Annotated in this window: 17 protein-coding genes, 2 tRNA genes and 1 pseudogene; 5 read left to right on the top strand and 15 right to left on the bottom strand. The window is 60.9% G+C overall.

Annotated elements, in window-relative coordinates:
- Positions 1-706, bottom strand: a 706-nt coding sequence (locus VIZ63_RS08965; RefSeq protein ID WP_331609225.1) for a TonB-dependent receptor plug domain-containing protein, incomplete at its 3' end; no start/stop codon positions are given.
- A gap of 529 nt (positions 707-1,235) precedes the next feature.
- Here VIZ63_RS08965 and VIZ63_RS08970 point away from each other — a divergent pair.
- From VIZ63_RS08970 to VIZ63_RS08985, 4 genes are all read left to right on the top strand, one after another.
- The gene (locus VIZ63_RS08970; protein WP_349261158.1) at positions 1,236-1,700 is read left to right on the top strand and encodes a (2Fe-2S)-binding protein; all 465 of its coding nucleotides are present in this window, start codon (positions 1,236-1,238) and stop codon (positions 1,698-1,700) included.
- 8 nt (positions 1,701-1,708) lie between these two features.
- Complete coding sequence (locus tag VIZ63_RS08975) at positions 1,709-3,961, top strand: xanthine dehydrogenase family protein molybdopterin-binding subunit (protein WP_331609227.1); 2,253 nt, start codon at positions 1,709-1,711, stop codon at positions 3,959-3,961.
- Positions 3,962-4,916: 955 nt separating this feature from the next.
- A complete protein-coding gene (locus VIZ63_RS08980; protein ID WP_331609228.1) occupies positions 4,917-5,273 on the top strand; it encodes a hypothetical protein in 357 nt (118 codons plus the stop codon).
- A 119-nt stretch (positions 5,274-5,392) separates the two neighbouring features.
- Positions 5,393-6,283, top strand: a complete 891-nt coding sequence (locus tag VIZ63_RS08985; protein WP_331609229.1) for a tyrosine-type recombinase/integrase — start codon at positions 5,393-5,395, stop codon at positions 6,281-6,283.
- 224 nt (positions 6,284-6,507) lie between these two features.
- On the opposite strand, the gene VIZ63_RS08990 is transcribed toward VIZ63_RS08985, so the two are convergent.
- The 13 genes and pseudogenes from VIZ63_RS08990 to VIZ63_RS09050 all read right to left on the bottom strand — a co-directional run.
- Positions 6,508-6,584 (bottom strand) — tRNA-Arg (locus tag VIZ63_RS08990).
- A gap of 184 nt (positions 6,585-6,768) precedes the next feature.
- A tRNA-Ser gene (locus VIZ63_RS08995) sits at positions 6,769-6,858 on the bottom strand.
- Positions 6,859-7,029: 171 nt separating this feature from the next.
- Positions 7,030-7,242, bottom strand: a complete 213-nt coding sequence (gene csrA, locus VIZ63_RS09000; protein WP_331609230.1) for a carbon storage regulator CsrA — start codon at positions 7,240-7,242, stop codon at positions 7,030-7,032.
- 338 nt (positions 7,243-7,580) lie between these two features.
- Positions 7,581-10,250, bottom strand: coding sequence for an alanine--tRNA ligase (alaS, locus tag VIZ63_RS09005; RefSeq protein WP_331609231.1), 2,670 nt, complete (start codon positions 10,248-10,250; stop codon positions 7,581-7,583).
- Positions 10,251-10,270: 20 nt separating this feature from the next.
- The gene (locus tag VIZ63_RS09010) at positions 10,271-10,828 is read right to left on the bottom strand and encodes a regulatory protein RecX (RefSeq protein WP_331609232.1); all 558 of its coding nucleotides are present in this window, start codon (positions 10,826-10,828) and stop codon (positions 10,271-10,273) included.
- A 112-nt stretch (positions 10,829-10,940) separates the two neighbouring features.
- Complete coding sequence (gene recA, locus VIZ63_RS09015) at positions 10,941-11,969, bottom strand: recombinase RecA (protein WP_331609233.1); 1,029 nt, start codon at positions 11,967-11,969, stop codon at positions 10,941-10,943.
- A gap of 118 nt (positions 11,970-12,087) precedes the next feature.
- Complete coding sequence (gene thpR, locus VIZ63_RS09020; protein ID WP_331609234.1) at positions 12,088-12,615, bottom strand: RNA 2',3'-cyclic phosphodiesterase; 528 nt, start codon at positions 12,613-12,615, stop codon at positions 12,088-12,090.
- On the bottom strand, positions 12,608-13,105 hold the full coding sequence (locus VIZ63_RS09025) for a nicotinamide-nucleotide amidohydrolase family protein (RefSeq protein ID WP_331609235.1): 498 nt from the start codon (positions 13,103-13,105) through the stop codon (positions 12,608-12,610). The genes thpR and VIZ63_RS09025 overlap by 8 nt, the downstream gene beginning before the upstream one ends.
- Positions 13,106-13,368: 263 nt before the next feature.
- Positions 13,369-14,379: a HupE/UreJ family protein gene (locus VIZ63_RS09030; protein WP_331609236.1), complete on the bottom strand. Its 1,011-nt coding sequence runs from the start codon at positions 14,377-14,379 to the stop codon at positions 13,369-13,371.
- A gap of 2 nt (positions 14,380-14,381) precedes the next feature.
- Positions 14,382-15,218 (bottom strand): peptidyl-prolyl cis-trans isomerase, encoded by an 837-nt coding sequence (locus VIZ63_RS09035; RefSeq protein ID WP_331609237.1) that lies wholly within the window; start codon positions 15,216-15,218, stop codon positions 14,382-14,384.
- A gap of 278 nt (positions 15,219-15,496) precedes the next feature.
- On the bottom strand, positions 15,497-17,410 hold the full coding sequence (locus VIZ63_RS09040) for a DUF3604 domain-containing protein (protein WP_331609238.1): 1,914 nt from the start codon (positions 17,408-17,410) through the stop codon (positions 15,497-15,499).
- A gap of 227 nt (positions 17,411-17,637) precedes the next feature.
- Positions 17,638-18,615 (bottom strand): MBL fold metallo-hydrolase, encoded by a 978-nt coding sequence (locus VIZ63_RS09045; protein ID WP_331609239.1) that lies wholly within the window; start codon positions 18,613-18,615, stop codon positions 17,638-17,640.
- Between the two features lie 53 nt (positions 18,616-18,668).
- Positions 18,669-18,824 (bottom strand): annotated as a pseudogene (locus VIZ63_RS09050) (transporter); the annotation flags it as partial.
- A 392-nt stretch (positions 18,825-19,216) separates the two neighbouring features.
- Here VIZ63_RS09050 and mutS point away from each other — a divergent pair.
- A complete protein-coding gene (gene mutS / locus VIZ63_RS09055; protein ID WP_331609242.1) occupies positions 19,217-21,742 on the top strand; it encodes a DNA mismatch repair protein MutS in 2,526 nt (841 codons plus the stop codon).
- Between the two features lie 181 nt (positions 21,743-21,923).
- Here mutS and VIZ63_RS09060 read toward each other — a convergent pair whose 3' ends face one another.
- Complete coding sequence (locus tag VIZ63_RS09060; RefSeq protein WP_331609429.1) at positions 21,924-22,568, bottom strand: alpha/beta fold hydrolase; 645 nt, start codon at positions 22,566-22,568, stop codon at positions 21,924-21,926.
- Between the last annotated feature and the right edge of the window lie 63 nt (positions 22,569-22,631).

Consider the following 22,631-nt stretch of genomic DNA (forward strand, 5'->3'; position numbering starts at 1 on the left):
CATCCAGACGCGTGAAGGTCTTGCCCGAACAGGTGTCGATGTCGCGACTGCGGATCATGCCGGCAGCCGGTGGACCATCGTCGTCGCGTTGAAAGTACGCACGGAACTTCATCGAGAGATTCTCGATCGGCTCGGCATACAGTACCCCGGAGAAGAAGTTGGAAGACTCCACACCCAGCTCCCCGCCATCGGTGGCGGTCCACTCGCTGCCGCGTCGATACGCGCGGGTGTTGACCTGGTAGGCGAGCTTTCCTGGAATGAGCGGCCCGGAGTGCAAGGCGCTCACGTCGTACTTCTCATAGCTGGCCGCCGACATATCCAGCTCCGTACGGAACTCGTACAGATCGGGGTTGCGGGTGATGAAATTGATTGCGCCTGCGAAGGTATTGCGGCCGAAGAAGGCAGACTGCGGGCCTTTGATGACTTCCACACGCTCCAGGTCCTGCAGGCCGATGGAGTTGGCGGTGCCGAGCACGAAGATGCCATCGATGAACAGCGACGTCGGTTGCAGGTGATCCAGGTGCGAGTCGGAGGTGACTCCGCGCAGACGGATGCGTGAATCGACGCGCCCGGCGCGCACGCCACCGCTGCGCGGATTGAACGCCATGCCAGGTGTCTGCAGGGCCAGGTCCCCCAAGTCGCGAAATCCCGCTTCCTGGATCTGCTCCTGCGAGAACGCCGAGATCGCCAACGGGATATCTTGCAATCGCTCCTCTCGCTTGCGTGCAGTGACTGTAATTTCTGCTATCAACCGCGAATCTTCGTCAGCACTGGATGCCGCCGAAGCAGACTCTGCCGCCCCTGCAGGAGCTGCCATCAACAGCGCACCGGCGGTGTGCAATATCAGAACGGGCGCGTGCAACGGTAAGGATCGAATTCGCATGAAGCGGGCCTTCCTGTGTAACTGCAGAGGTTTATAGTTTTATGCGACCGCGATAACTCACGTCCGCGCGCCCGATTGGAACGAGCACATCAATACGCTGGCTTCTGTACGTTGAAACGTATGAGCACAGCGAACCCGCCAAAAAAAAATCCAGCGGCGAAGACCGGCCAACTCTGCGATGGCGCAGAGTGCTGCAGAGAAAATTCACTGGCCGAAGGATTCGAGCCATCGTTTCGCAGTTACATTTAAAGACGTCTTAGCGAATGTCGTAATGCAGGCGCCACATTGTTAGTCGGTTGTCGGTGTGGAAGAATCCGTTGACCCCTACCCCACTCAAGGCATCACAGTCCTCATGCGCCTAAACATCAACGGCAAAGAACGCGTGGTTAACGATGTTGATGAATCCACCCCACTGTTATGGGTTTTGCGCGATAGTCTCGGGCTAGTTGGCACGAAGTACGGATGCGGCATCGCGCAGTGCGGCGCCTGTACCGTGCATTTAAATGGAATACCGGTGCGCTCCTGCTCCGTGCCCGCGGTCGCAGCTGTCGGCCAGATGGTGACGACGATCGAAGGCCTCGCCGGCTCCGACGGACAACTCCACGCATTGCAATCAGCTTGGATCGAGCATGACGTTGCCCAATGCGGTTACTGTCAGGCGGGCCAGCTCATGTCAGCCGCCGCGCTGTTGAAGCAGACACCAAACCCCACCGACGCGGACATCGATAGCGCAATGAGCGGCAATCTCTGTCGTTGCGGAACCTATCCACGCATTCGCAAGGCCATCCATGCAGCGGCAAAGCAAGCACACGAGTGAGGCACCCCATGAACGAAATTCGACTCGCCACATCCGCCGAAGCGAACATGCTGGGATTCGCGGAAGTTGCATCAGCACCATCCGCCGCGGGCATCGACCGTCGCTCGTTTCTCAAACTTTCGGGGCTTGCTGGCGGCGGCCTGGTCCTTGCGCTCTACCTGGGCAATCACGCGACTGCACTGGCGAACGGCAATTCGACAGGCTTCGCGCCGAATGCATTTCTGCGCATCGCTCCGGATGGAACGATCGTCATCTACTCAAAAGCCCCAGAAATCGGTCAGGGCATTAAGACGTCGTTTCCAATGATCATCGCTGAAGAGCTCGACGCGGACTGGTCCAAGGTTCGCGTCGAGCAGGCGGCGATCAATCCGTCCGTGTTCGGTCGACAGAGCGCGGGCGGCTCGCGGTCGATTCCAATGGGATGGGATCAGTTGCGGCGCGCCGGCGCCACAGGCCGCGCACTGCTTGTCACCGCCGCCGCGAAGGAATGGGGCGTGACCGAGAACGAATGCACGACTGAAAACAGCACGGTTTTACACAAGGCGTCGAATCGTCGCCTGAGCTATGGCGAGCTTTCAACCAAGGCCGCTGGCCTGCCGATTCCGGACGCAAAAACGCTGACGCTCAAGAACCGCAAGGACTTCAAACTACTCGGCACGCGCGTCACCGGTGTCGACAACGACAAGATCGTCACCGGTCAGCCGCTGTTCGGCATTGATCAGGTGCTGCCGGGAATGCAGTACGCCGTGTTCGAGAGATGCCCGGCAGTAGGTGGCAAAGTTATTGAAGCCAATCTCGATGTAATAAAAAAGCTGCCTGGCGTGACGAATGCGTTCGTCGTTAAAGGTACAGGCAAGCCGACTGAAGTCGCCTCAGGCGTCGCGATTCTTGCGAATTCGACTTGGAATGCAATGAGCGCTAAGCGCAGGCTCAAGGTAACGTGGGACGAATCCCAAGCGTCGAAAGATAGCTGGACAAAGTCGGTCGAGGACGCGAAGAAGCTTGCGCAGCAGCAAGGTACCGAGACCCTAGAATCCGTCGGTGACTTCGACAACGCGATCGCCGATGCGAAGATCGCCGAAGCATTCTATGCCTATCCCTTTCTTTCACATGCAACGCTGGAGCCGCAGAATTGTACGGCGTCATTCAAGGACGGTGCGGTCGAGTTATGGGCGCCGACGCAAAGACCGGATGGAGCGCTTCAGTTGATCTCCGATGTCCTTGGTGTACCGGTCGAGAAAGTCACGGTTCACCAGACGCGGGTCGGCGGGGGTTTTGGCCGTCGGCTGATGAACGACTACATGTGTGAAGCGGCATGGATCTCGAGACAGGCAGGCGTCCCGATTAAACTCACCTGGACGCGCGAAGACGACATGCAGCACGATTTCTATCGCGTTGGCGGCTTTCACGCTTTCAAAGCAGGTGTCGATGCGGACGGCAAACTCGTCGCCTGGCAGGACCACTTCATCACGTTCACTCACGACGGTCAGCAACCGGCCATCGGCGCCAGCTTCGGCACTGATGAATTTCCAGTACCGTTAGTACCGAACGTGCGCGTAACGCAATCCAAACTGCTGATTTCGACGCCCACGGGTGCGTGGCGGGCGCCACGATCCTGTGCACTGGCGTTTGCAATTCAGTCATTCCTGCATGAATGCTCGATTCTGGGCAATCGGGACCATCTAGAGTTCTTGCTCGAACTTATGGGCGAACCGCGCTGGCTCGCGCCGAAGAATGAGTTCGCGTTGAACACAGGCCGCGCCGCAGCCGTGATCAAACTAGCAGCGGAGAAGGCGGGTTGGGGCAGGAAGATGCCGAAAGGCCACGGTCTCGGTCTTGCGTTCCACTTCAGCCACGCGGGTCACTTCGCGGAAGTCGCAGAGGTCAGCATTGATGCGAATCGCAGGCTGACCGTGCATCGCGTGACAGTTGCGGGTGATATTGGCCTGGTAGTCAACATGAGCGGTGCGGAAAGCCAGGTGGAAGGTTCGGTAATCGACGGCTTCAGCGCTGCCATGGGCCAGGCGGTCTCGATCGAGAACGGCCGAATCAAGGAAACAAACTTTCACGACTATCCGCTCCTACGCATTGCGAATGCGCCGCAGGTCGATGTGCACTTCATCCAGAGTGACTTTTCACCAACCGGCGTGGGTGAACCGGCGCTTCCACCTGTCGCCCCTGCAATCTGCAACGCGATCTACGCCGCTACGAGGCATCGGGTACGGACGCTACCCCTCGTGAAGGAAGGCTTTTCTATTTAGGAAGTGACCGGTGACTTGTGACAGCAGAAGCAGTTGGGCATCTTGGCGAAAATGGCGCGCGGCCCGAGCGCTCCGGGAAATCAGATGACGTGTGGCCAAGAAATGAGCCGACTATTGACCGGCGAAATCCCGGGGAACTTCGTGTCCCTCTATGTCTTCTCACGGTCATCTAACTCGTTGCCTTCTGTAACTCCCTCGGGACGCGTAGGGCCGCAGGTTCAAATCTTGTCACCCTACCATCGGATCCCTCCGGCTCTTACATGCGTGTTCCGCCTGATGCCGGCCACCCCCCGCTGGAGATCCGACATCCGATCAGAATTCTGCAAGTTTGCGACGCTGAGCCCTTCGGACATACGGGCGTTCCCCAACCATCTGACTTACGTCGAGGAAGACGGCGCCATCATTCCCGTTATCTACAGTAACTTGAAGACAGTCGGTGGCCTCGCGGACCACAGACGCTTCGTAACGGTTGAAACGAAATCGGGACTCAACGCGGACGGGCCCATCGCTAGACTCCGAAGCCAAGGCTCTGCTATGTGCAACCTACCTGCAGCCTCTACGGGGACGCTGAGCGCGCGCTCCGTAGGCCGTGGCCCGCAATTGTCGCAGATCCTTCAGCACACGAAAAAGATCAAGGAGCACGGCACCGACTACGATCACGACCTGCGTCCGCCTGCCGATCTTTTGACCCTGAGCGTGCTCGGAATCGCGGTTTCGCGAACGCGCTGTTGCGGCAGCACATAGGCATCAAGAACGCGCGTGACCTAGCACTCACGCCGGTTGGCGTGGCGTCGCGAGGTAAGTAATAAGGGACGGGACCAGCTGAGGAGAACACATCAGAGTTTCATCTAGAAATACCACCGAAACGCGAGCACCCCAGATTGACGGAATAGCTCAGAGTCTCCACCACTGATATTTCGTCCCGAGAAGCACGGACCGGAGGCGGCGCGGTCACATGGAAATCATTCCGCGTTTTATCCGGCTCAAGGATGCTGCCGCATATTTGGGCATGGACAAGAACCGCTTCAATGAAGTCGTGAGGCCGCACTTCCTTGCGATTCCTATCGGGGAACACGGCATCGCATTCGATCGGATTGACCTCGACACCTGGGCGGACGAATATAAACGGCGCAACGGGCGTCCCGCGGCTCAATCTGAAAGGGGAAAGCCATGGGAAACCAAAGACCGTCAGGTCTCACCAGTCGTGGTGGGGTCTGGCATATCGACAAGCTGTACCGAGGCGTCCGCATTTGCGAAAGCACTGGAACAAGCAACGTCGCGCAAGCGCAAGAGCATCTCGCCAAGCGAATAGTTCAGATTCGCGAAGCGCAGCTGCATGGCGTGCGCCCTCGTCGCTCGTTCCGTACGGCCGCAACCAAGTTCCTCGCAGAGAACACACACAAGAAGAGCATCGCCGACGATGCCATGCACTTGAAGCAACTCGATCCGTTCATTGGCGAACTCGAGCTTCAGCAAGTGCACATGGGTTCGCTGCAGCCGTTCATCGAGCATCGACGATCAAGTGGCGTGAAGACCAAGACGGTCAACGCTGCGTTGGCCGTGGTTCGGAGAATCGTGAACTTGGCCGCCTACGAGTGGATGGACGAACGAGGCCTTACCTGGTTGGAAGCAGCAACGAGGATCAAGCTGTTTCCGATCAAGGATGCTCGTACGCCCTATCCGCTTTCGCAGGAAGAGCAGGCAGTGCTGCTCAAGGAACTGCCGGAGCATCTCGCTAGGATGGCACTCTTCAAAGTAAATACCGGATGCAGAGAACAGGAGGTCTGCAATCTCCGCTGGGACTACGAAGTGAAGGTTCCGGGACTGAACACGTCAGTCTTCATCATTCCAGGAGAGGGAGTGAAGAATGGTGACGACCGATTGGTCGTGCTCAACAGCGTCGCAAAGGGCGTCATCGAGAGCATGCGCGGTCTTCACTCGACCCACGTGTTCGTGAGAGTGCGCGGTAAGAAGGCGAAAGCTGAGCCGGTGACCAAGATGTACAACACGGCATGGAAGTCGGCGCGGGAGCGCGCGGCAACGGCGTGGGCTAAGCGGCAGGATGCAGCGGCACCCGAAGGGTTCAGAAAGGTTCGTGTGCACGACCTGAAACACACCTTCGGCAGGCGGTTGCGAGCAGCCGGAGTGTCCTTCGAGGACCGTCAGGATCTGCTCGGCCATCGCAGTGGTCGCATCACCACTCACTACTCACGTGCAGAGATCGGAAAGTTGATCGAAGCGGCGGAGAAGGCCTGCTCGAAGTCCCGCAAAAGTCCCGCAACCTTCTGGCTACGTCTACCTGGAGGAGTCGTAAGTGCTTGATTAAGTGGTGCGCCCGGAGAGATTACTAGCGACGTTTCTTGCTCGCCCCGTCGGGGCCGCCTGAGCATCGCTCCTGAAACGCGACACTCAGGCGTGCAAATCGCGGCCGCGATTTGTCGAACTCCCTCGGTCGCCGCATACGGCGATCGGGAGCTCCCAATCTCTCCGGAGAAGGAACACAAACAAAAAAGGGCCAGCTGACGACAGCTGGCCCTTTTTGTTTGTGGTGCGCCCGGAGAGATTCGAACTCCCGACCTTCTGGTTCGTAGCCAGACGCTCTATCCAACTGAGCTACGGGCGCACAGAAAACGATGCAGCGACGAATTCATTGTCCTGAAACCGGCGCTGCCAGCCGGTTCATTTCGCGGCAACCGATTGAAAGAGCGAGGGTTATTAGCCACTCACATTCATATCGGCACTGCGGGGGCGCGCATCCTACCAACATGAACGGCTTTCGGCCAGCTGGAAGTCACGTCACCCGGGTCTGGCGGAGAGAGAGGGATTCGAACCCTCGATAGGTTTTACCCTATACGCCCTTAGCAGGGGCGCGCCTTCGACCACTCGGCCATCTCTCCGTACTCGCTCATTCGCAAATCGACTCACCAAGCCTATCCGCGAAGGCCGGCAAGAATACTGGCCGAAAGGGGGGACGTAAATACTGAAGGGAAGGAAAGCGAAGAAGAAGCTTCAGAAACCCGTCACCCACGGAGCGGTTCGCGCCGCTCCGCGGGTGGTTCGAAAATCGGTCAGGAACCCACGCCGGCAGATGGATGCTGGGCACCGCCCGCAGCTTCCTCTTCGCGCTTGATACGCTCGTAGATCTCTTCGCGATGTACGGCAACTTCCTTCGGCGCGTTCACGCCTACGCGGACTTGATTGCCCTTGACGCCAAGAACGGTCACTGTGACATCGTTACCGATCATCACGGTCTCACCGACGCGCCGTGTCAGGATCAACATGGTTAGCTCCTTGCTTTCAAAGCCGAGTGATCGAAGTCTGCTTGCCCGGCAGCGAGAGTCACTGCCGTCGAAAAGCTCGCTGGCTACCTTTCACCGTGAAGTCAGAGTAGGCCACGACTTTTCGAATGGGGATCGGGATTTCCCTGAATATCGAAAATTCCCTCACAGCCGGAACACATTCTTACAAAGTTTTTTATTTCGCGCATAAACGCAGTTCGCAGGCTGAATACGACCCTCACGCGAACGCATGATTCATGCACGCTGGAGTATGTGCGCCGACATAATCCAGTGAGCTCTCGATTGCCATGCAATCAGAGAAGTTATGCGATTGCAGCAGATCAACCACGCACGACGGACTCGACCCATGGCACAACCGCAGCAAGCGCTTCATCGAGCCGCGATGGGTCATTGCCACCCGCCTGCGCCATGTCAGCCCGACCGCCGCCGCGCCCGCCGATTTTCTGCGCGACCACATTCACAAGATCGCCAGCCTTGATCCGCGATGTCTGATCGCTCGTGACACCGGCGATGACGACGACCTTGTCGTCCTCCTGAACTGAGGCGAGAACGATGGCGGCGGATTTCAGTTTGTCTTTCAACTGATCCAGCGCAGTGCGCAGCGTCGCCGCGTCGGCTCCATCGACACGTGTGGCCACGATCTTGATGCCAGCAACGTCCACCGCTGTCGCTGACAAGTCCTTGCTCTGGCCGCTCGTCAGCTTGTGCTTGAGACCCGCAACTTCTTTTTCGAGCTTGCGACTGCGCTCAATGAGCTGGCGCACCTTGTCTTCGACATCCTCGCGGCTGCCTTTGACGAGCGCCGCCAGATCTCGCAGGACCTGATCCGTCTGCGCCACCCAATCCAGCGCGCCCTGCCCTGTCACGGCCTCGATACGGCGAATGCCGGCAGCTACGCCACTCTCGCTCGTGATCTTGAAGAGCCCGATATCGCCGGCGCGGCTGACGTGAGTGCCGCCGCACAGCTCGGTCGAGAAATCGCCGATGCGCAGCACACGCACCTCGTCATCGTATTTTTCGCCGAACAGCGCCATCGCGCCGGAGGCGACGGCCGCGTCGTACTGCATCAGCTTGGTTTCGGCGGCGGTGTTGGCGCGGATTTCCGCATTGACCAGTCGCTCGACCTCGCGCAACTCAGCCGGCGTGACGGCGGCATAGTGCGAGAAATCGAAGCGCAAGCGGTCGGCCGTCACCAGCGATCCCTTCTGTGTAACGTGCGTGCCAAGCACCTTGCGCAGAGCGGCGTGCATCAGATGCGTCGCGGTGTGATTGAGCATCGTGGCACGACGATGGACCTCATCGACCTGTGCCTCGACGCTGTCGCCCACCTTCAACTCGCCCGACGTCAGCGTACCGATGTGTGCAAATGACGCTCCGAGCTTCAGCGTGTCCGTCACGGAGAATTGGCCGCCAGCAGTCACGAGGACGCCGCGATCACCGACCTGGCCGCCGCTTTCCGCATAAAAGGGCGTGCGATCGAGAATGACCTGGCCTTCTTCACCGGCACGCAGGACCTGCACCCGTTCCGCGCCCCGCAGCAGTGCGACGATCTTGCCGGTGTCAGCGAGCGAGTCATAACCACTGAAATTCGTCTTGCCCTCTAGCGAGACGTTGCTGCGCAGATCGACGCCGAACTTGCTCGATGCCTGCGCCAGCTTGCGCTGCGCATCCATGGCCGCATCGAACCCGGCCTCGTCGATCGTCAGACCGCGCTCGCGCGCGACATCCGCCGTCAGATCGCTGGGGAAACCAAAGGTGTCGTAGAGCTTGAACACGGTCTCGCCCGGGATCTCCTTGCCCTTGAGTCCGGCGATGGCGTTTTCCAGCAACGCCATGCCTTGCGCGATGGTCTGCGCGAACCTTTCCTCTTCCTGCTTCAGCACACGCTCGACGTGCGCGCGCTGTGTGTGCAATTCGGGGAACGCCTCGCCCATCTCCTCTTCCAGCGCGGCAACCAGCGTGTAGAAGAACGGCTGTGTCTGACCGAGCTTGTAGCCGTGCCGGATGGCGCGGCGGATGATCCGACGCAGGACGTAGCCGCGCCCTTCGTTCGACGGCAGCACGCCGTCAGCGATCAGGAACGAGCAGGCGCGAATGTGATCGGCGATCACGCGCAACGAACTCGCCGCCAGATCGGCCGTGTTCGTCGCCTTCGCTGCCGCCTTGATGAGATTGACGAAGAGATCGATCTCGTAGTTCGAGTGAACGCCCTGCATGACCGCAGCCGTACGTTCGAGCCCCATGCCGGTATCGACTGACGGCTTCGGCAGTGGCTCGAGCACGCCGTCGGCAGAACGATCGAACTGCATGAAGACGAGATTCCAGATTTCGATCCAGCGATCGCCGTCGGCATCGGGCGAGCCAGGAGGGCCGCCCGGAATATGCTCACCGTGATCGTAGAAAATCTCGGTGCAGGGACCGCACGGACCGGTTTCGCCCATCTGCCAGAAGTTATCCCCCGACGGGGACTTCGCGGCGTCGTCGGAATCGCCGCCCGGCTTGTCGCCGATCCGGACGATGCGATCGATCGGCACGCCGGCCTGCTTGTGCCAGATGTCGAACGCCTCATCGTCCGTGTGATAGACCGTCACCATCAGACGCTGCGGATCGATACCCAACCAGTCCTTACCCGTCACGAATTCCCAGGCGAAGAGGATTGCATCCTTCTTGAAGTAGTCGCCAAAGCTGAAGTTGCCCAGCATTTCGAAGAACGTGTGATGACGGGCGGTATAGCCGACGTTCTCGAGATCGTTGTGCTTGCCGCCGGCACGAACGCAGCGCTGCGAGCTGGTGGCCCGGCTGTAGCTGCGCTTGTCCTTGCCGAGAAACACATCCTTGAACTGGACCATGCCCGCATTGGTGAACAGCAATGTCGGATCATTGCCCGGCACCAGCGAGCTGGAGGCGACGACCTGATGGCCGTTTTCGCGAAAGAATTGCAGGAACAGCGCACGCAGGGCGGCGCTTGAAAGGCGCTTCGGGGTCGTCATACGGAAAGCTTGAATGTGGGCTAAAGGTCCGCGTCCGGATCCAGCCCGTCGTCCTCGTCCATGACGGAGACATCTGCTTTCAGGGCGGCCCGGATCTGGTCTGCGCTAAAGCCGCGATATTGAAGGAAGCGCGCCTGCTTTGCACGCTCGGGGAGACTCCCCGGCAGGGAGCCGCCGAACTTCCGGCGGCGGACGGTCTGGGCCTGCGCGATCCAGTCGATCTCGGCGCTTTCCAGTGCAGATTCAATCGCTTCGTCCGCGATGCCCTGCTGCCTCAGTTCGGCGCGAATCCGTACCGGGCCCTGCCCTCGCTGGGCATGGTGATGCACGAAACTGCTGGTGAACCGGTCATCACTGACGAGTCGTTTGGCCGCGAGCCTGGTGACGACGAAGTCGATCACCGCGTCGGGATAACTCCTGGCCGTCAGCTTGCGTCGCAGCTCTTCGATCGAGTGCTCACGACGGGCCAGCAGCCGGACCGCCGTGGCTTCAGCCAGTTTCTGGAGCGACTTCTCGTCCGGCTCGTTGTCCGGATCCGCACCACCGCGAAATCTGTTGCCGCCGGAGCGAGGAAACATCGGCTCTGGTTTCTCTGTTCAGGAAGCCTGCTTCACGTAGCCGTGCTTCCTTACCAAGCGCAACTCGCCCTTCGACCATGCTCAGGGCGAACGGAATACTCGCAACTACGCCTTAGACAGCCGCCTCGTCCTTCACGGCCTCGCCACCCTTGGCGGGCAGCAGCTTCTCGCGCAACTTGGCATCGATATGCTTGGCGATGTCCGGGTGCTGCTCCAGGAAGTTGCGGGCGTTTTCCTTACCCTGGCCGATCCGCTCGCCGTTGTAGCTGTACCAGGAGCCGGATTTCTCCACCAGACCGTTGGCGACGCCGATATCGATCAACTCGCCGTTACGGGAGATGCCGGCGCCGTACATGATTTCGAACTCCGCCTCGCGGAATGGCGGGGCGACCTTGTTCTTCACCACCTTGACGCGGGTCTGGTTACCCACCACTTCCTCGCCGTTCTTGATCGCGCCGATGCGGCGAATATCGAGTCGCACCGAGGCATAGAACTTGAGTGCGTTACCGCCCGTGGTGGTTTCGGGGTTGCCGAACATCACGCCGATCTTCATACGGATCTGGTTGATGAAGATGACGATGGTGTTGGAGCGCTTGATGTTGCCGGTCAGCTTGCGCAGCGCCTGCGACATCAGTCGGGCCTGCAGGCCCATGTGCGAATCGCCCATCTCGCCTTCGATTTCGGCCTTGGGCGTCAGGGCGGCCACCGAGTCGACCACGATGATATCGACAGCTCCCGAGCGGACCAGCATGTCCGTGATCTCGAGCGCCTGCTCGCCCGTGTCGGGCTGCGACACCAGCAATTCCTGGATATTGACGCCGAGCTTGCCGGCATAGGAAGGATCCAGCGCATGTTCGGCGTCGACGAAGGCTGCCGTGCCGCCGACGCGCTGCGCCTCGGCGATCACCTGCAGAGTCAGCGTCGTCTTACCGGACGACTCCGGTCCGTAGATTTCGATGATGCGGCCGCGCGGCAAGCCACCCACGCCGAGCGCGATATCCAGCCCCAGCGATCCCGTCGACACGACTTCCACGTCGTAGGACGCGCTGGCATCACCCAGGCGCATGACCGACCCCTTGCCGAACTGCTTTTCGATCTGGCCCAGGGCGGCGACAAGCGCCTTTTTACGGTTTTCTTCCATTTGATGAGTTCCGGTGCTGTGGGACGTTCCGCCAACGATGCGAGACGATTCTACGTCGGACCGGCTCGCGGCGAATTGCGCAAAACTGTGTATTTGTACAGTAATGGATCCGGCAGATTCAGGCAAGCGGCCAGCGCCCGATCACCTTGTAGACCGAGCCCGACTCCTCTGCCTGCGACTCGACCAGCACAAAGTCATTCACCGGCCATTCCAGTCGCGGCAGTGGTTGTTTCGGTAACCGGCGCGGCAGTTTTCTCACGAGCGTCACGTGGGGCTTGAAGGTCTGACGCTGCAGTTTGAAATGCTGCTGCAACAGACTGATCCGCAAACGATCAATCAGCGTACCGAGTGCTGGCGGCGGGTATTCGCCGCTGTACACGAGCACATCGGCGCCGGTCCAGGATTCCAGCATGTCCAGCGACAGGCTGAATGAGCGTGCCGTGACTGCTCCCGCTGCAATGCGTGCGGCCTCGATCTGGGCCGCCGGCACGTCGCCGATGAACACCAGCGTGATGTGAAAGTTCGCGGCCGGAATCGGCCTGCCGCCGGCCTGCGCCACGAATGCGCGGGTATCGCGCTCGATCCGTGCCCGCAGATCGTCCGCAGGCCACAGCGCGAAAAACAACCGGTGCTGCGACTCAGGCATCAAGACTGAGAATTTCTCCGAGTGCCCGGCCAACGGTTTGCCGCCGAACCGCCTCGCGATCGCCATTGAAAGCTTCCATCGCGATGCGGGTTTCTATTTCATCACCCTGCCGCCAGGCCCATGCAAACCACACAGTTCCCACCGGCTTGCCCGGTTGCGCACCGTCAGGGCCTGCGATACCAGTCACCGCGACGGCGATATGGCCACCCAGCGTTTCCAGCGCGCCGATGGCCATTTCGCGAACGGCCGCCTCGCTGACAGCGCCGTGTTTCGTCAACGTCGACGGCAGCACTCCCAGCAGGCTTTGCTTGAGCGTGTTGCTGTAGGAAATCACACCGCCGAGATAGAACGCCGAACTACCCGGGACGTCCGTGAGCGCCTTGCCGATCCAGCCGCCACTGCACGACTCGGCAGTCACGAGCCGACGCTCGGCGTCGAGCAGATGAGCGCCCACTTTGATGGCGAGGTGCTGGAGGTCAGTGTCATTCATCACGGTGCGAGCTTTAAATCCGTTGCCCGGCAGTCGTCAAGCTGTGCATGTGCGGACGCTACTGCGCTGGACATCGACAGACCTTGATCGCCACGCCCCGCCAATGAACCCCGGCCTCCTCGACTGTACTGAAATGTCCACGCGCGCCATGCAGCGCAGGGACGCAAGTTTCTGCGGAAAACCATGGAACATGTTCGCTGCGCGCCGGCTGGGTATCGCCATGCTCACTGGCAAGAACGTTCTGCCGTGATGTTCCGGGACGCTCAGAGGAACTCCCCCACCCGCTCAATCACCCAGAACATGGCAATCGTGCCGATGGCATACGGAGTCACATACGGCATCCACCCGCGACGCGACACAGGTAATCGCGCGAGCCCCGCCCGTACGGCTACCGCCAAGACCACGAAGATGAGCTGACCCAGTTCGACGCCGACGTTGAAGGTAACCAGCGCCATAGGTATCGCCTGCTGCGGCAGCCCGACTTCGGCCAATGCACCGGCAAAGCCAAACCCGTGCAGCAGGCCGAACGTGAATGCCACCACCCATGGCGCACGCGCAGTCAGCCCGGACTTGCCATGCAGCCCGTGAACGATCTCTGACGCGACGAACACGATGCTCAGGGCGATCATTGCTTCGACCGGCGGTCCCGGCACATGCACCCACCCCAGCGTTGCGGCCACCAGCGTGATGCTGTGCGCGACAGTGAACGCCGTAACGGTCGCGAAGATTCGCTTCGCCCCCCGCACGATCAGCAGCAGCGCCAGCACGAAGAGCAGGTGGTCGATGCCGCCGAGAATATGTTCGACGCCGAGTACGAGATAGGACCAGGCGACTTCCGCAGTGCCTGTTTTCTGCTTGACGACGAACTGGGGGCTCTGCGGCAACAGCCGCTCCGTCTGACTCGTGCCATCGAGACGCTCGACACGAACGATGACGTCGGTCACGCCGCCAGCGATGCCATCGACACCCACAGTGGCTCCGGCGAGTCCACCGTGGCGAGAGATCTGCCAACGCTCGACGAATGCGTTGCCGGCGAACAGGCCCTGCGGCCGAGTCAGCTGCTGCGTGTCCTCGGGAAAGCGGACCTGCACCGCAAGTCGCAGGTCGCCCTGCGCAGGCACCTTCCACGTCACGTCGTAGCGATCACCTCCCGCTTCACGCAATTCGAGATACGCAGGACGAAAGACGTCGGCGTGTGCCGCGAATGCGGCCCAGCACAGCAGGCAGGCCCACAGCCAGCGCACCGCGTGATTCCGAAGCAGCGATGTGCGCATGATCAACCTGACGGCTCCGCGTCTGCGGCCGCACCCTCGACACGTACGCTGTAGTTGCTGCGCAGACGCGCGTAAAAGACCGCAGCCTCTTCTTCGGCTCTCGCGTGCACCAGGTCACGCTCGACAGACTCGCGGACCTCATCGAGCCTGGCCTGCCGTCCGTCCTCGCGGAAACTCAGCTGCACCAGGTGCAATCCGAATCCGGAACGCACCGGTCCTTGCCAGCCTCCGATGGGTAATGCTCGTAGTGCCCGTTCGAAATCGCTGCCGAAGATGCGTGCTAGTTCGCTGGCCGATCCCTGCAGCGTTGCAGGCAACATCGTCGAGTCGCCCACAGTCGATCCGCCCTTCTCGAGCGTCGTGCGTACAGTCGAGATCGTTGTCTCGGTCGACTCACCGTGACGTGTGGGATCGAAATAAATCTGACGCAGCGAATAGCTGGCACCGATCGCGTACTTTTCCGGGTGTGCATCGAGCCAGCTCTGCAGCTGCGCTGGAGTCGGCGCTGCCGGCGTCGCACCGTCCACGATGAACTCGACCTTCTGCGCAATCCTGCGACGTACGACCGGATCGTCGCGATCGAGCCCCATCACGACGCCCTCGCGATAGAAAATCTCCTCGCGCACCCAATTGTCGACCAGCCCTTGCAACTCCCCCGGCGTGGGTGTCCGCTGCCACACACGCTCGAACTGCGCCTGCAGGCTGTGCATCTGTCCGCGGGATACGACGATCTCGCTCCCGGTGTCGGGGAGTCCGCCATTCAGCCACCCGTAAGCGGCAAAGAGAGCGGCGCCGAGGATCAGGAAGTGCAGCAGGGGTTCGCGAAGAAGCTGTTTCATGGTCGAACCTCTGTATTTCAGAGTCCGGTAAAGCCCAGTGGCCCTGACTTAAGGAACCTCTGATTTATTCCCCGTTCGCCCTGAACACCGTGACCGCAGGGAATGGTTCACCCATCGAAGGGTGAACGCTACAGTGTTGGAACAGGCGCACTATTCTCGGGAGGTGCTTCGACCATCTCAGCACGAACGGAATTAATCAGATCTTCCTTAAGCCAGTGCCATTGGGCTGTGACCAACGGGAATCCTACGGGGAAGCCGGACCCACAAGAACCGGGCTCTTACGGCGTGTACCAGATCGGCGATGTGTACGCGCGTTCCTGCGTAATCACCTTCACATCCTTCGGCAGCTTGAGTTTGAAGCGAACCGCGTCGTACGCCGTCCAACGCGGCGTCGGGATTTCGAGCACGCGCACGTAGTACACCGCGCGCAACGCCGGATCGAAATCCGGATCCTTCCAGAGCGTCGACAACTCCGCTGCGCCGATGCTGTTGGTGTACGTCGCCGTCGTCATATCGACCGTGTTGCCGACGGCCGGCAACTTGCCATCGGCACCGGGCTTGCGATCTCCCGACCAGGCCACGTCATAGACCTTCTCCTGGCGCGCACCTTTGGCATCCACCCAGCCCTTGATGATCTGGATGCGATCCAGATTGCCTCCCTCCGGATCCTTCATGGCCGACGCCAGGAACGTCGGTGACTTGCCTGCCGCTGCGGTTTTCAAATCACCGCCCATGGGCACGCCCTTGCCGTAGCCGGCTTTGACCAGATCGTCCTTCACGTCCGCATCGCTGTAGTCCCAGCCACCGAAGAAGCGCACGACCATGCGGGGACCGGTGCTGGCGTAGGTTTCCTTCCGCTTCATGGCGTCCCAGAGAGCAGCGCGTGTGTTCTCCGTGGCCCAGACTCCGGCATAGCCCGAAGCGGTTTGCTCCCACCCTTTGATCGTGGCGACTTTCGTCTTCATGAAGTCGTGTTCGGTGCGATGCGGCCCCGGCTCGCTCGGCGTGGTCTTGCCGAAGAAGTTGTTGTCGTCCGCGGTCGAGAGTGACGTGTGCGAATCGGTCGAGCCGATCATGCCGAACTTGTAAGGATTCACCCCAAGCCTCTGCTCGATCTGCAGGCCCGTCTGCAGTGCCGTGCGCGCGTACTCACCCGGCAGCATGGCGTTCGTCTTCTTCTCGCTCAGGTTGAGATTGCCCTTGTCCCAGAGCTCGAAGTTCGCGAACTCATCGCTTGGCGACAGCACGGGATGCGCTTCGCCATCGCCCTTCATCTGCGTGACTTCGTACAGCGGCTCCCAGCGGATGCGCGTTTCGGCGTATTGCCTGTCCAGCGGTTGCCTGGTCTCGGGATTCGTTTCTTCGGGGAACATCCAGCCGTTCGAGAGGTTGCCGTTGTGCGCGATCGCGAGCACCTGTCCGCCGGTCTTGTCTTCGTAGGCCTTCAGCACCTTCCACAGATCTTCCGGCGTCGTACTGCCCGCGGGCGGGTAAGTCGTGAACGGCTCGGTCTGGCCGGCTTTGTCGGCACCATCGCGATAGACCACGACGCGGTGCAGGTTGTTGCCCGGCGGCACCTGCGACGTCCATTCGTAGCCGATGAAGGCCGTGAAGGTGCCTGGCGCGTTGTATTTCTCGGCGGCGTCCAGCGTCTGTTTCCAGGCAGCTGCATACGCGGGCGTGCCGGGGAAATACATCAGGTCTTTCGGAAAGCTACCGCGCGAGAACTTGTCGATGATGTCGAGGGCCGCTGCGTTGCCCTTGCCCGCCTTGATCATGTCAGACCATTTCTTGCCGGTCGGGTCAGCCAGCAGCTCCGGCTTGTTCGCGAACAGGTCGGGAAAGAATCCCATGTTGTCCGAGTGATCGGCGACCACCAGGAAGTCCAGAGGACGCGAGAGCTTCGCCGGCTGCCCACTCGACGCCTGCACCTCATCACCGCGGGCGAAGCGATACGCATCCTCGACACCGAGTCGGTTGCCGAAGGCACCCGCATCCATGGACATCGCCGTGTGCAGGTGTGTGTCGCCCCAGTAAGCGCGGGTCGGATAGCCGACCGTGGCAGCACTTGCACTTGGAGTTGCTTCCGGCGCAGACGTCGTTTCAGCCTTGCGCTCCTCACCTGACTGACGCGAGCAGGCTGCCATCACTAGCGTCATGGCACAGAACGCATAGATGCGCGCGGTATTCATGTGTTCTCTCTGTGCGGCCGTGCGACCAAGCCGTGATGCGGGTGATCGAGTGGCATACGTAGTTCGGGAAAGCGCAGGCCCACCTGTCCAGCAGCCTGAGCGGCAAGCGTGCTCCCGACGGAATCCGCGGACTATCGGGAAATCGCAAGCAGCGGCGCCGAACTGGCGCAGCGGTCAGGTCTTGGTGGTCCGGTATCCGAGTCTCCGGATATCCCGTTCAGAGACGGTCAGAAAACATCCAGGTCACGGCCCACCACCACATGCCCCGGATATCGGGACATCTCGCTGAGAAAAGTCGCCGGGGACGATCGTTCAGTGTCGACTGCGGGTCGCAGCGAGAGGGATGCGTGAGAAAGAACGAGCAGACGGGGCCTGGCCTTGCTGGCCAGTTCGATGAGCTGAGCCGTGGTCGTGTGATGCTGAGCGGCGTAACCCTTGAAGTCAGGACGCCTGGCCAGCCATTCGAGACTGAGAACCTCATGGACCAGCACATCGCAGCCATTGCAGGCGTCGATCACCGCTTGCGTCGGGTTGGTGTCTCCCGAGATGACGATGCTGCGATCCCTGGACTCGAATCGATAGGCGTAACTTTCCAACGCATGCTTCGTTGCAAACGCAGTGACGGTCACGTTCTCATCCTTGTAAACAACTCCTTCGCGGATCTCATGCACATTCACGGCATGACCTTCCGGGAACGCACCGACGGTGTACAGAGCACGGTCACGAGTGCGCGCCTCGAAATCAGCGCGATAGGCCTCGAGCACATGCTCGGTCATGGCCTTGAGGCCGCGCGGTCCATACACCTCCAACGGAAAGCGACGGCCAATCACCCACGGCGTGAGGATCAGATCCGGATATCCCACCGTGTGATCGGAATGCAGGTGCGTCACGAACACCACGCGCAGTTTTGCGGGATCGAGCGCGGCGATGCCCCGATCGACCACCGCCGATTTCGCGCGCCGCACCACCCCCGCGCCGAAATCGACGAGATACGCCGTACCGTTCACGACGACCGCCGTTGCAGGTCCCGACCGATCCGGGTCCGCCGGTGGACTGCCCGTCCCGAGCAGCACGACTTGTGTCTTCGATTGCGTAGGTGGAGCGTCCTGCGCGCCTGCGCTCGTGGCCGCGAACAGCGGCGCCATGACGACGAACACGACAGGCAGTTGCAGAAAACTTCGTGAAGCGTTGCTGCTCGAGATCATGAGCATTCTCCTCGTCGCACTGGATGCGCCATTGCTCATGCGACAGTCCCAGTGCCGTAACCTTCGTCATAGTTGAGTTGCAAGGGCACGCTGATGAGTGCGGCGACAGGGTTCGACAGCACCTTGGCAAGTGCGTCCGCGTCAGGCGCGGATTCAGCGGCGAATGCGCCAGAGAAAGCGGGAACTCCCGGCGCCGCCGTTCCTGACAGGTGGTTCGTACCCGTCCCTGCATTCACGGCTCCGTCGCCATCCTAGCCAAGCGGATCCTGTGCGTTAGTACGCATATGGGGCATGTAACCCGTCGTCTCCACGCCGCAAAAGCGCTCGTGCAGTGACGCAGGCCCAAGGCTGATGGCGTCGAGTACGTAAGGCGTCCTCCTTGAAGGATTCCGCCCGTACGCTATCGATACCTGCGACGCCGGACCCGCGGGACATTGATAGGATGTCGCCCCTTCGCGGCTGCCCCGGCATGTGCCTCCAATCCTCGACGAGGTGCTGCCCGCGCAGCTCAGCCAAAGACATAAGACACGGTTTTCAAAGAGAAATGCAGAATCCACAGACAGTCCAACCCGCTGCTGACACGTTCCCTGCGCACACTCCCATGATGCAGCAGTACCTGCGCCTCAAGGCGCAGCACCCGGACACGATGCTGTTCTACCGGATGGGCGACTTCTACGAACTGTTCTTCGACGACGCGAAGCGCGCCGCGCGATTGCTCGATATCACGTTGACGTCGCGTGGACAGTCGGCCGGTCAGCCCATTCCGATGGCTGGCGTTCCCTACCACAGCGCCGAGGGTTATCTCGCACGACTGGTGCGTCGTGGCGAATCCGTCGCGATCTGCGAACAGATCGGTGATCCCGCCAAATCGAAGGGCCCGGTCGAACGCCAGGTCGTACGTGTCGTGACGCCGGGCACCGTCACCGACGAAGCATTTCTCGATGCGCGTCGTGACAACCTGCTGGCGGCGCTGTATCGCGAGCGCGAGAACTTCGGGCTCGCGTGGCTGGAATTGTCGAGCGGCCGTTTCTGCGTCCTGGAGGGCGCAGGCGACGAGGCGCTGGCAAGTGAAATCGAACGACTGCGGCCTGCTGAACTGCTGATGCCTGAGCAGACGCGCGTAACCAATCTGCAGGGTCAGGCCCGCGAGCGGCCAATCTGGCATTTCGATCTGGACACCTGCACGCGCATCTTGTGCGAACAGTTCGGCACGCGCGATCTCTCAGGCTTCGGCTGCGACGGCTACAGCCACGCAGTTCGTGCGGCCGGCTGCCTGCTGCAATATGTGCGCGACACTCAGAAGGCAGCGCTGCCGCATCTGCGCGGACTGCGCACGGAAGAACGCAGCGAGGCTGTGTTGCTGGACGCGGCTACGCGGCGCAACCTCGAACTGGAAATCAGTCTCGCTGATCGGCCCGAATGCACGGTCGCTGCAGTGCTGGACCAGACTGCGACTGCGATGGGCGGACGCGAGCTGCGTCGCTGGCTGCATCGGCCATTGCGCGATCGCGTCGCCGTCGAGTTGCGGCTGAATGCGGTCTCCGCCCTGATCGAACAAGGACTGTATTCATCGCTGCATGATCTGCTGAATCACGTCGGCGACATCGAACGCGGACTCGCGCGCGTCGCCCTGAAGAGCGCACGACCGCGCGATCTCGCGCAGCTGCGCGAAGCCCTGGCGAAGCTGCCGGAGTTGCAGCAGCTGCTGGAGAAGGAAGATGCGCCGCTGCTGCGGCAGCTCGCACAGCAAACGGGCACTTATCCCGACATTCACGCGTTACTGACTCGCGCGATCATCGAATCGCCGCCGCCCATCCTGCGCGATGGCGGCGTGATCGCGGCCGGATACGACGCGCAACTCGATGAGCTCAAACTCATCAGCGAGCATTCGGATCAATACCTGCTCGATCTGGAAACCCGCGAACGCGAGCGCACTGGCATTGCGAGCCTGCGCCTCGGCTACAACCGCGTGCAGGGCTATTACATCGAGCTGAGTCGCAATCTCGCCGACAAAGTGCCGCCCGACTATCACCGTCGTCAGACGGTCAAGAACGCCGAGCGTTACATCACGCCGGAACTGAAGGAGTTCGAGGACAAGGTGCTCGGCGCGCGTGATCGCGCTCTGGCGCGCGAAAAACAGCTCTACGATGAACTGCTGGATCAGCTCATCTCGCGCCTTGCAGAGCTGCAGAACACGGCTGCCGCACTCGCCGCGCTCGACGTCCTGTCGAACTTCGCCGAGCGCGCCATCGCATTGCGCTACTCAGCCCCGACGCTGACGGACGATCCTGTCATCGAGATCATCGAAGGCCGGCATCCGGTCGTCGAGCGTTTCATCGATCAGCCGTTCGTGCCGAACGATCTCAGGTTCAGCGACACGCGCCGCATGCTCGTGATCACGGGACCAAACATGGGCGGTAAATCGACGTTCATGCGCCAGACTGCGCTGATCGTCATCCTGGCCCGCATCGGCAGCTATGTGCCCGCCACGGCGGCGCGCGTCGGCCCGGTCGACCGCGTCTTCACGCGCATCGGCGCCTCGGACGATCTCGCCGGTGGACGTTCGACGTTCATGCTGGAAATGACCGAGGCCGCCAACATTCTGAACAACGCGACCGAGCACAGTCTGGTGCTCATGGATGAAATCGGACGCGGCACCAGCACGTACGACGGCCTGTCGCTCGCCTGGGCCTGCGCGACGCACACGGCGAAGAGCGTCCGCGCCTTCACGCTGTTCGCGACGCACTACTTCGAACTCACCGCCCTCGGCAAGGAACTCGAAGGCTGCGCCAACGTGCACCTGGATGCGACCGAGCACGGCGATCGGCTGATCTTCCTGCACACCGTGAAGGAAGGCCCCGCGAATCAGAGCTACGGACTGCAGGTCGCCGCGCTGGCCGGTGTGCCATCGAAGGTGATCACTGCGGCACGACGCTACCTGCAGGAACTCGAACGGCGATCAGTGGCGACACACGCAGCAACTCCACAGCAGGAACTCGTGCTGGAGCTGCCGCGCGAAGTGGAAGTGCCCGCGGCGCTCGTCGAACTGCAGAGGCTCGATCCGGATTCGATGACCCCGAGAGAAGCGCTGGATGCGCTGTACAAGCTGAAGCAGATGGCGCAGTAGGCGCGGCCGATCAGGAGCAAGAAATAAGATTTTCCACGGGGCACACGGGGCAACACGGGGTGAAGAATTGCATTTCTGCAGCCTTCTCGCCCCCTGTCACCCCGTTCTCTTGTGGTAGGGAAGCCCGCGGGGAAGCCGAACCCACCGGGGGAAGGCGTAAATAGATAAATCCAGAGTCTCTCTATCGCCGGAACGTCGCCCGCAGCAGAAAGTGCTCCGTCTGCTCCGCAACTTCCGTCGAGAACAGCATCCCGGTGTGCGACGTCGACAGGATCAGATGATCTTTCGCGCCGGGAAGTTTCGTCTCCTCCACCATCACGCTGCCGTCGTGATCGGTGTTCAGCTCGGCGAACATTCGTCCCAGTCCCAACCCCATCGAACCCGCAATCACACCGACATCGCGGCGGCCCGACCATTCACGTGGCTGCCACTCCACGATCTCTTCATTCACTGCCGAACCGAGGATGACTTTGCCGAACGGCATCCAGCGGGCAACCCCCTGTGCTGCCTTCGATCCCTGCACCGGCGTACCGAGCAACACAGCGCGTCCCGGCGGCAGATCGTCCGTCACGTTCAGCGCATTCAATACGACCAGGCCACCCAGACTGTGACCGACGAAATGCAGCTCGTCCGTTTTCTGCGTCCGCGCGAATTCGATGAGGCTCTTGACGTGATCCGCCATCGAGCCGCGCAACGAGGGATAAGAAAAGGCCACCGCGCGAAAATGCCCGTGGGCTTCGAGCCGATGCTTCAGGACACCGAGTTCGAATCCGGACATCCAGAGGCCGTGGACGAGAATGACGAGCGATGAGGACGTCGCTTTAATGAGGCCAACTCGCCGACTGGCTAACTGGCTTACTGGCCAGAGCCGGAAGGAAAGTGCTCTTTC

This window comes from Povalibacter sp., assembly GCF_036520495.1.
Lineage (GTDB): Bacteria > Pseudomonadota > Gammaproteobacteria > Steroidobacterales > Steroidobacteraceae > Steroidobacter.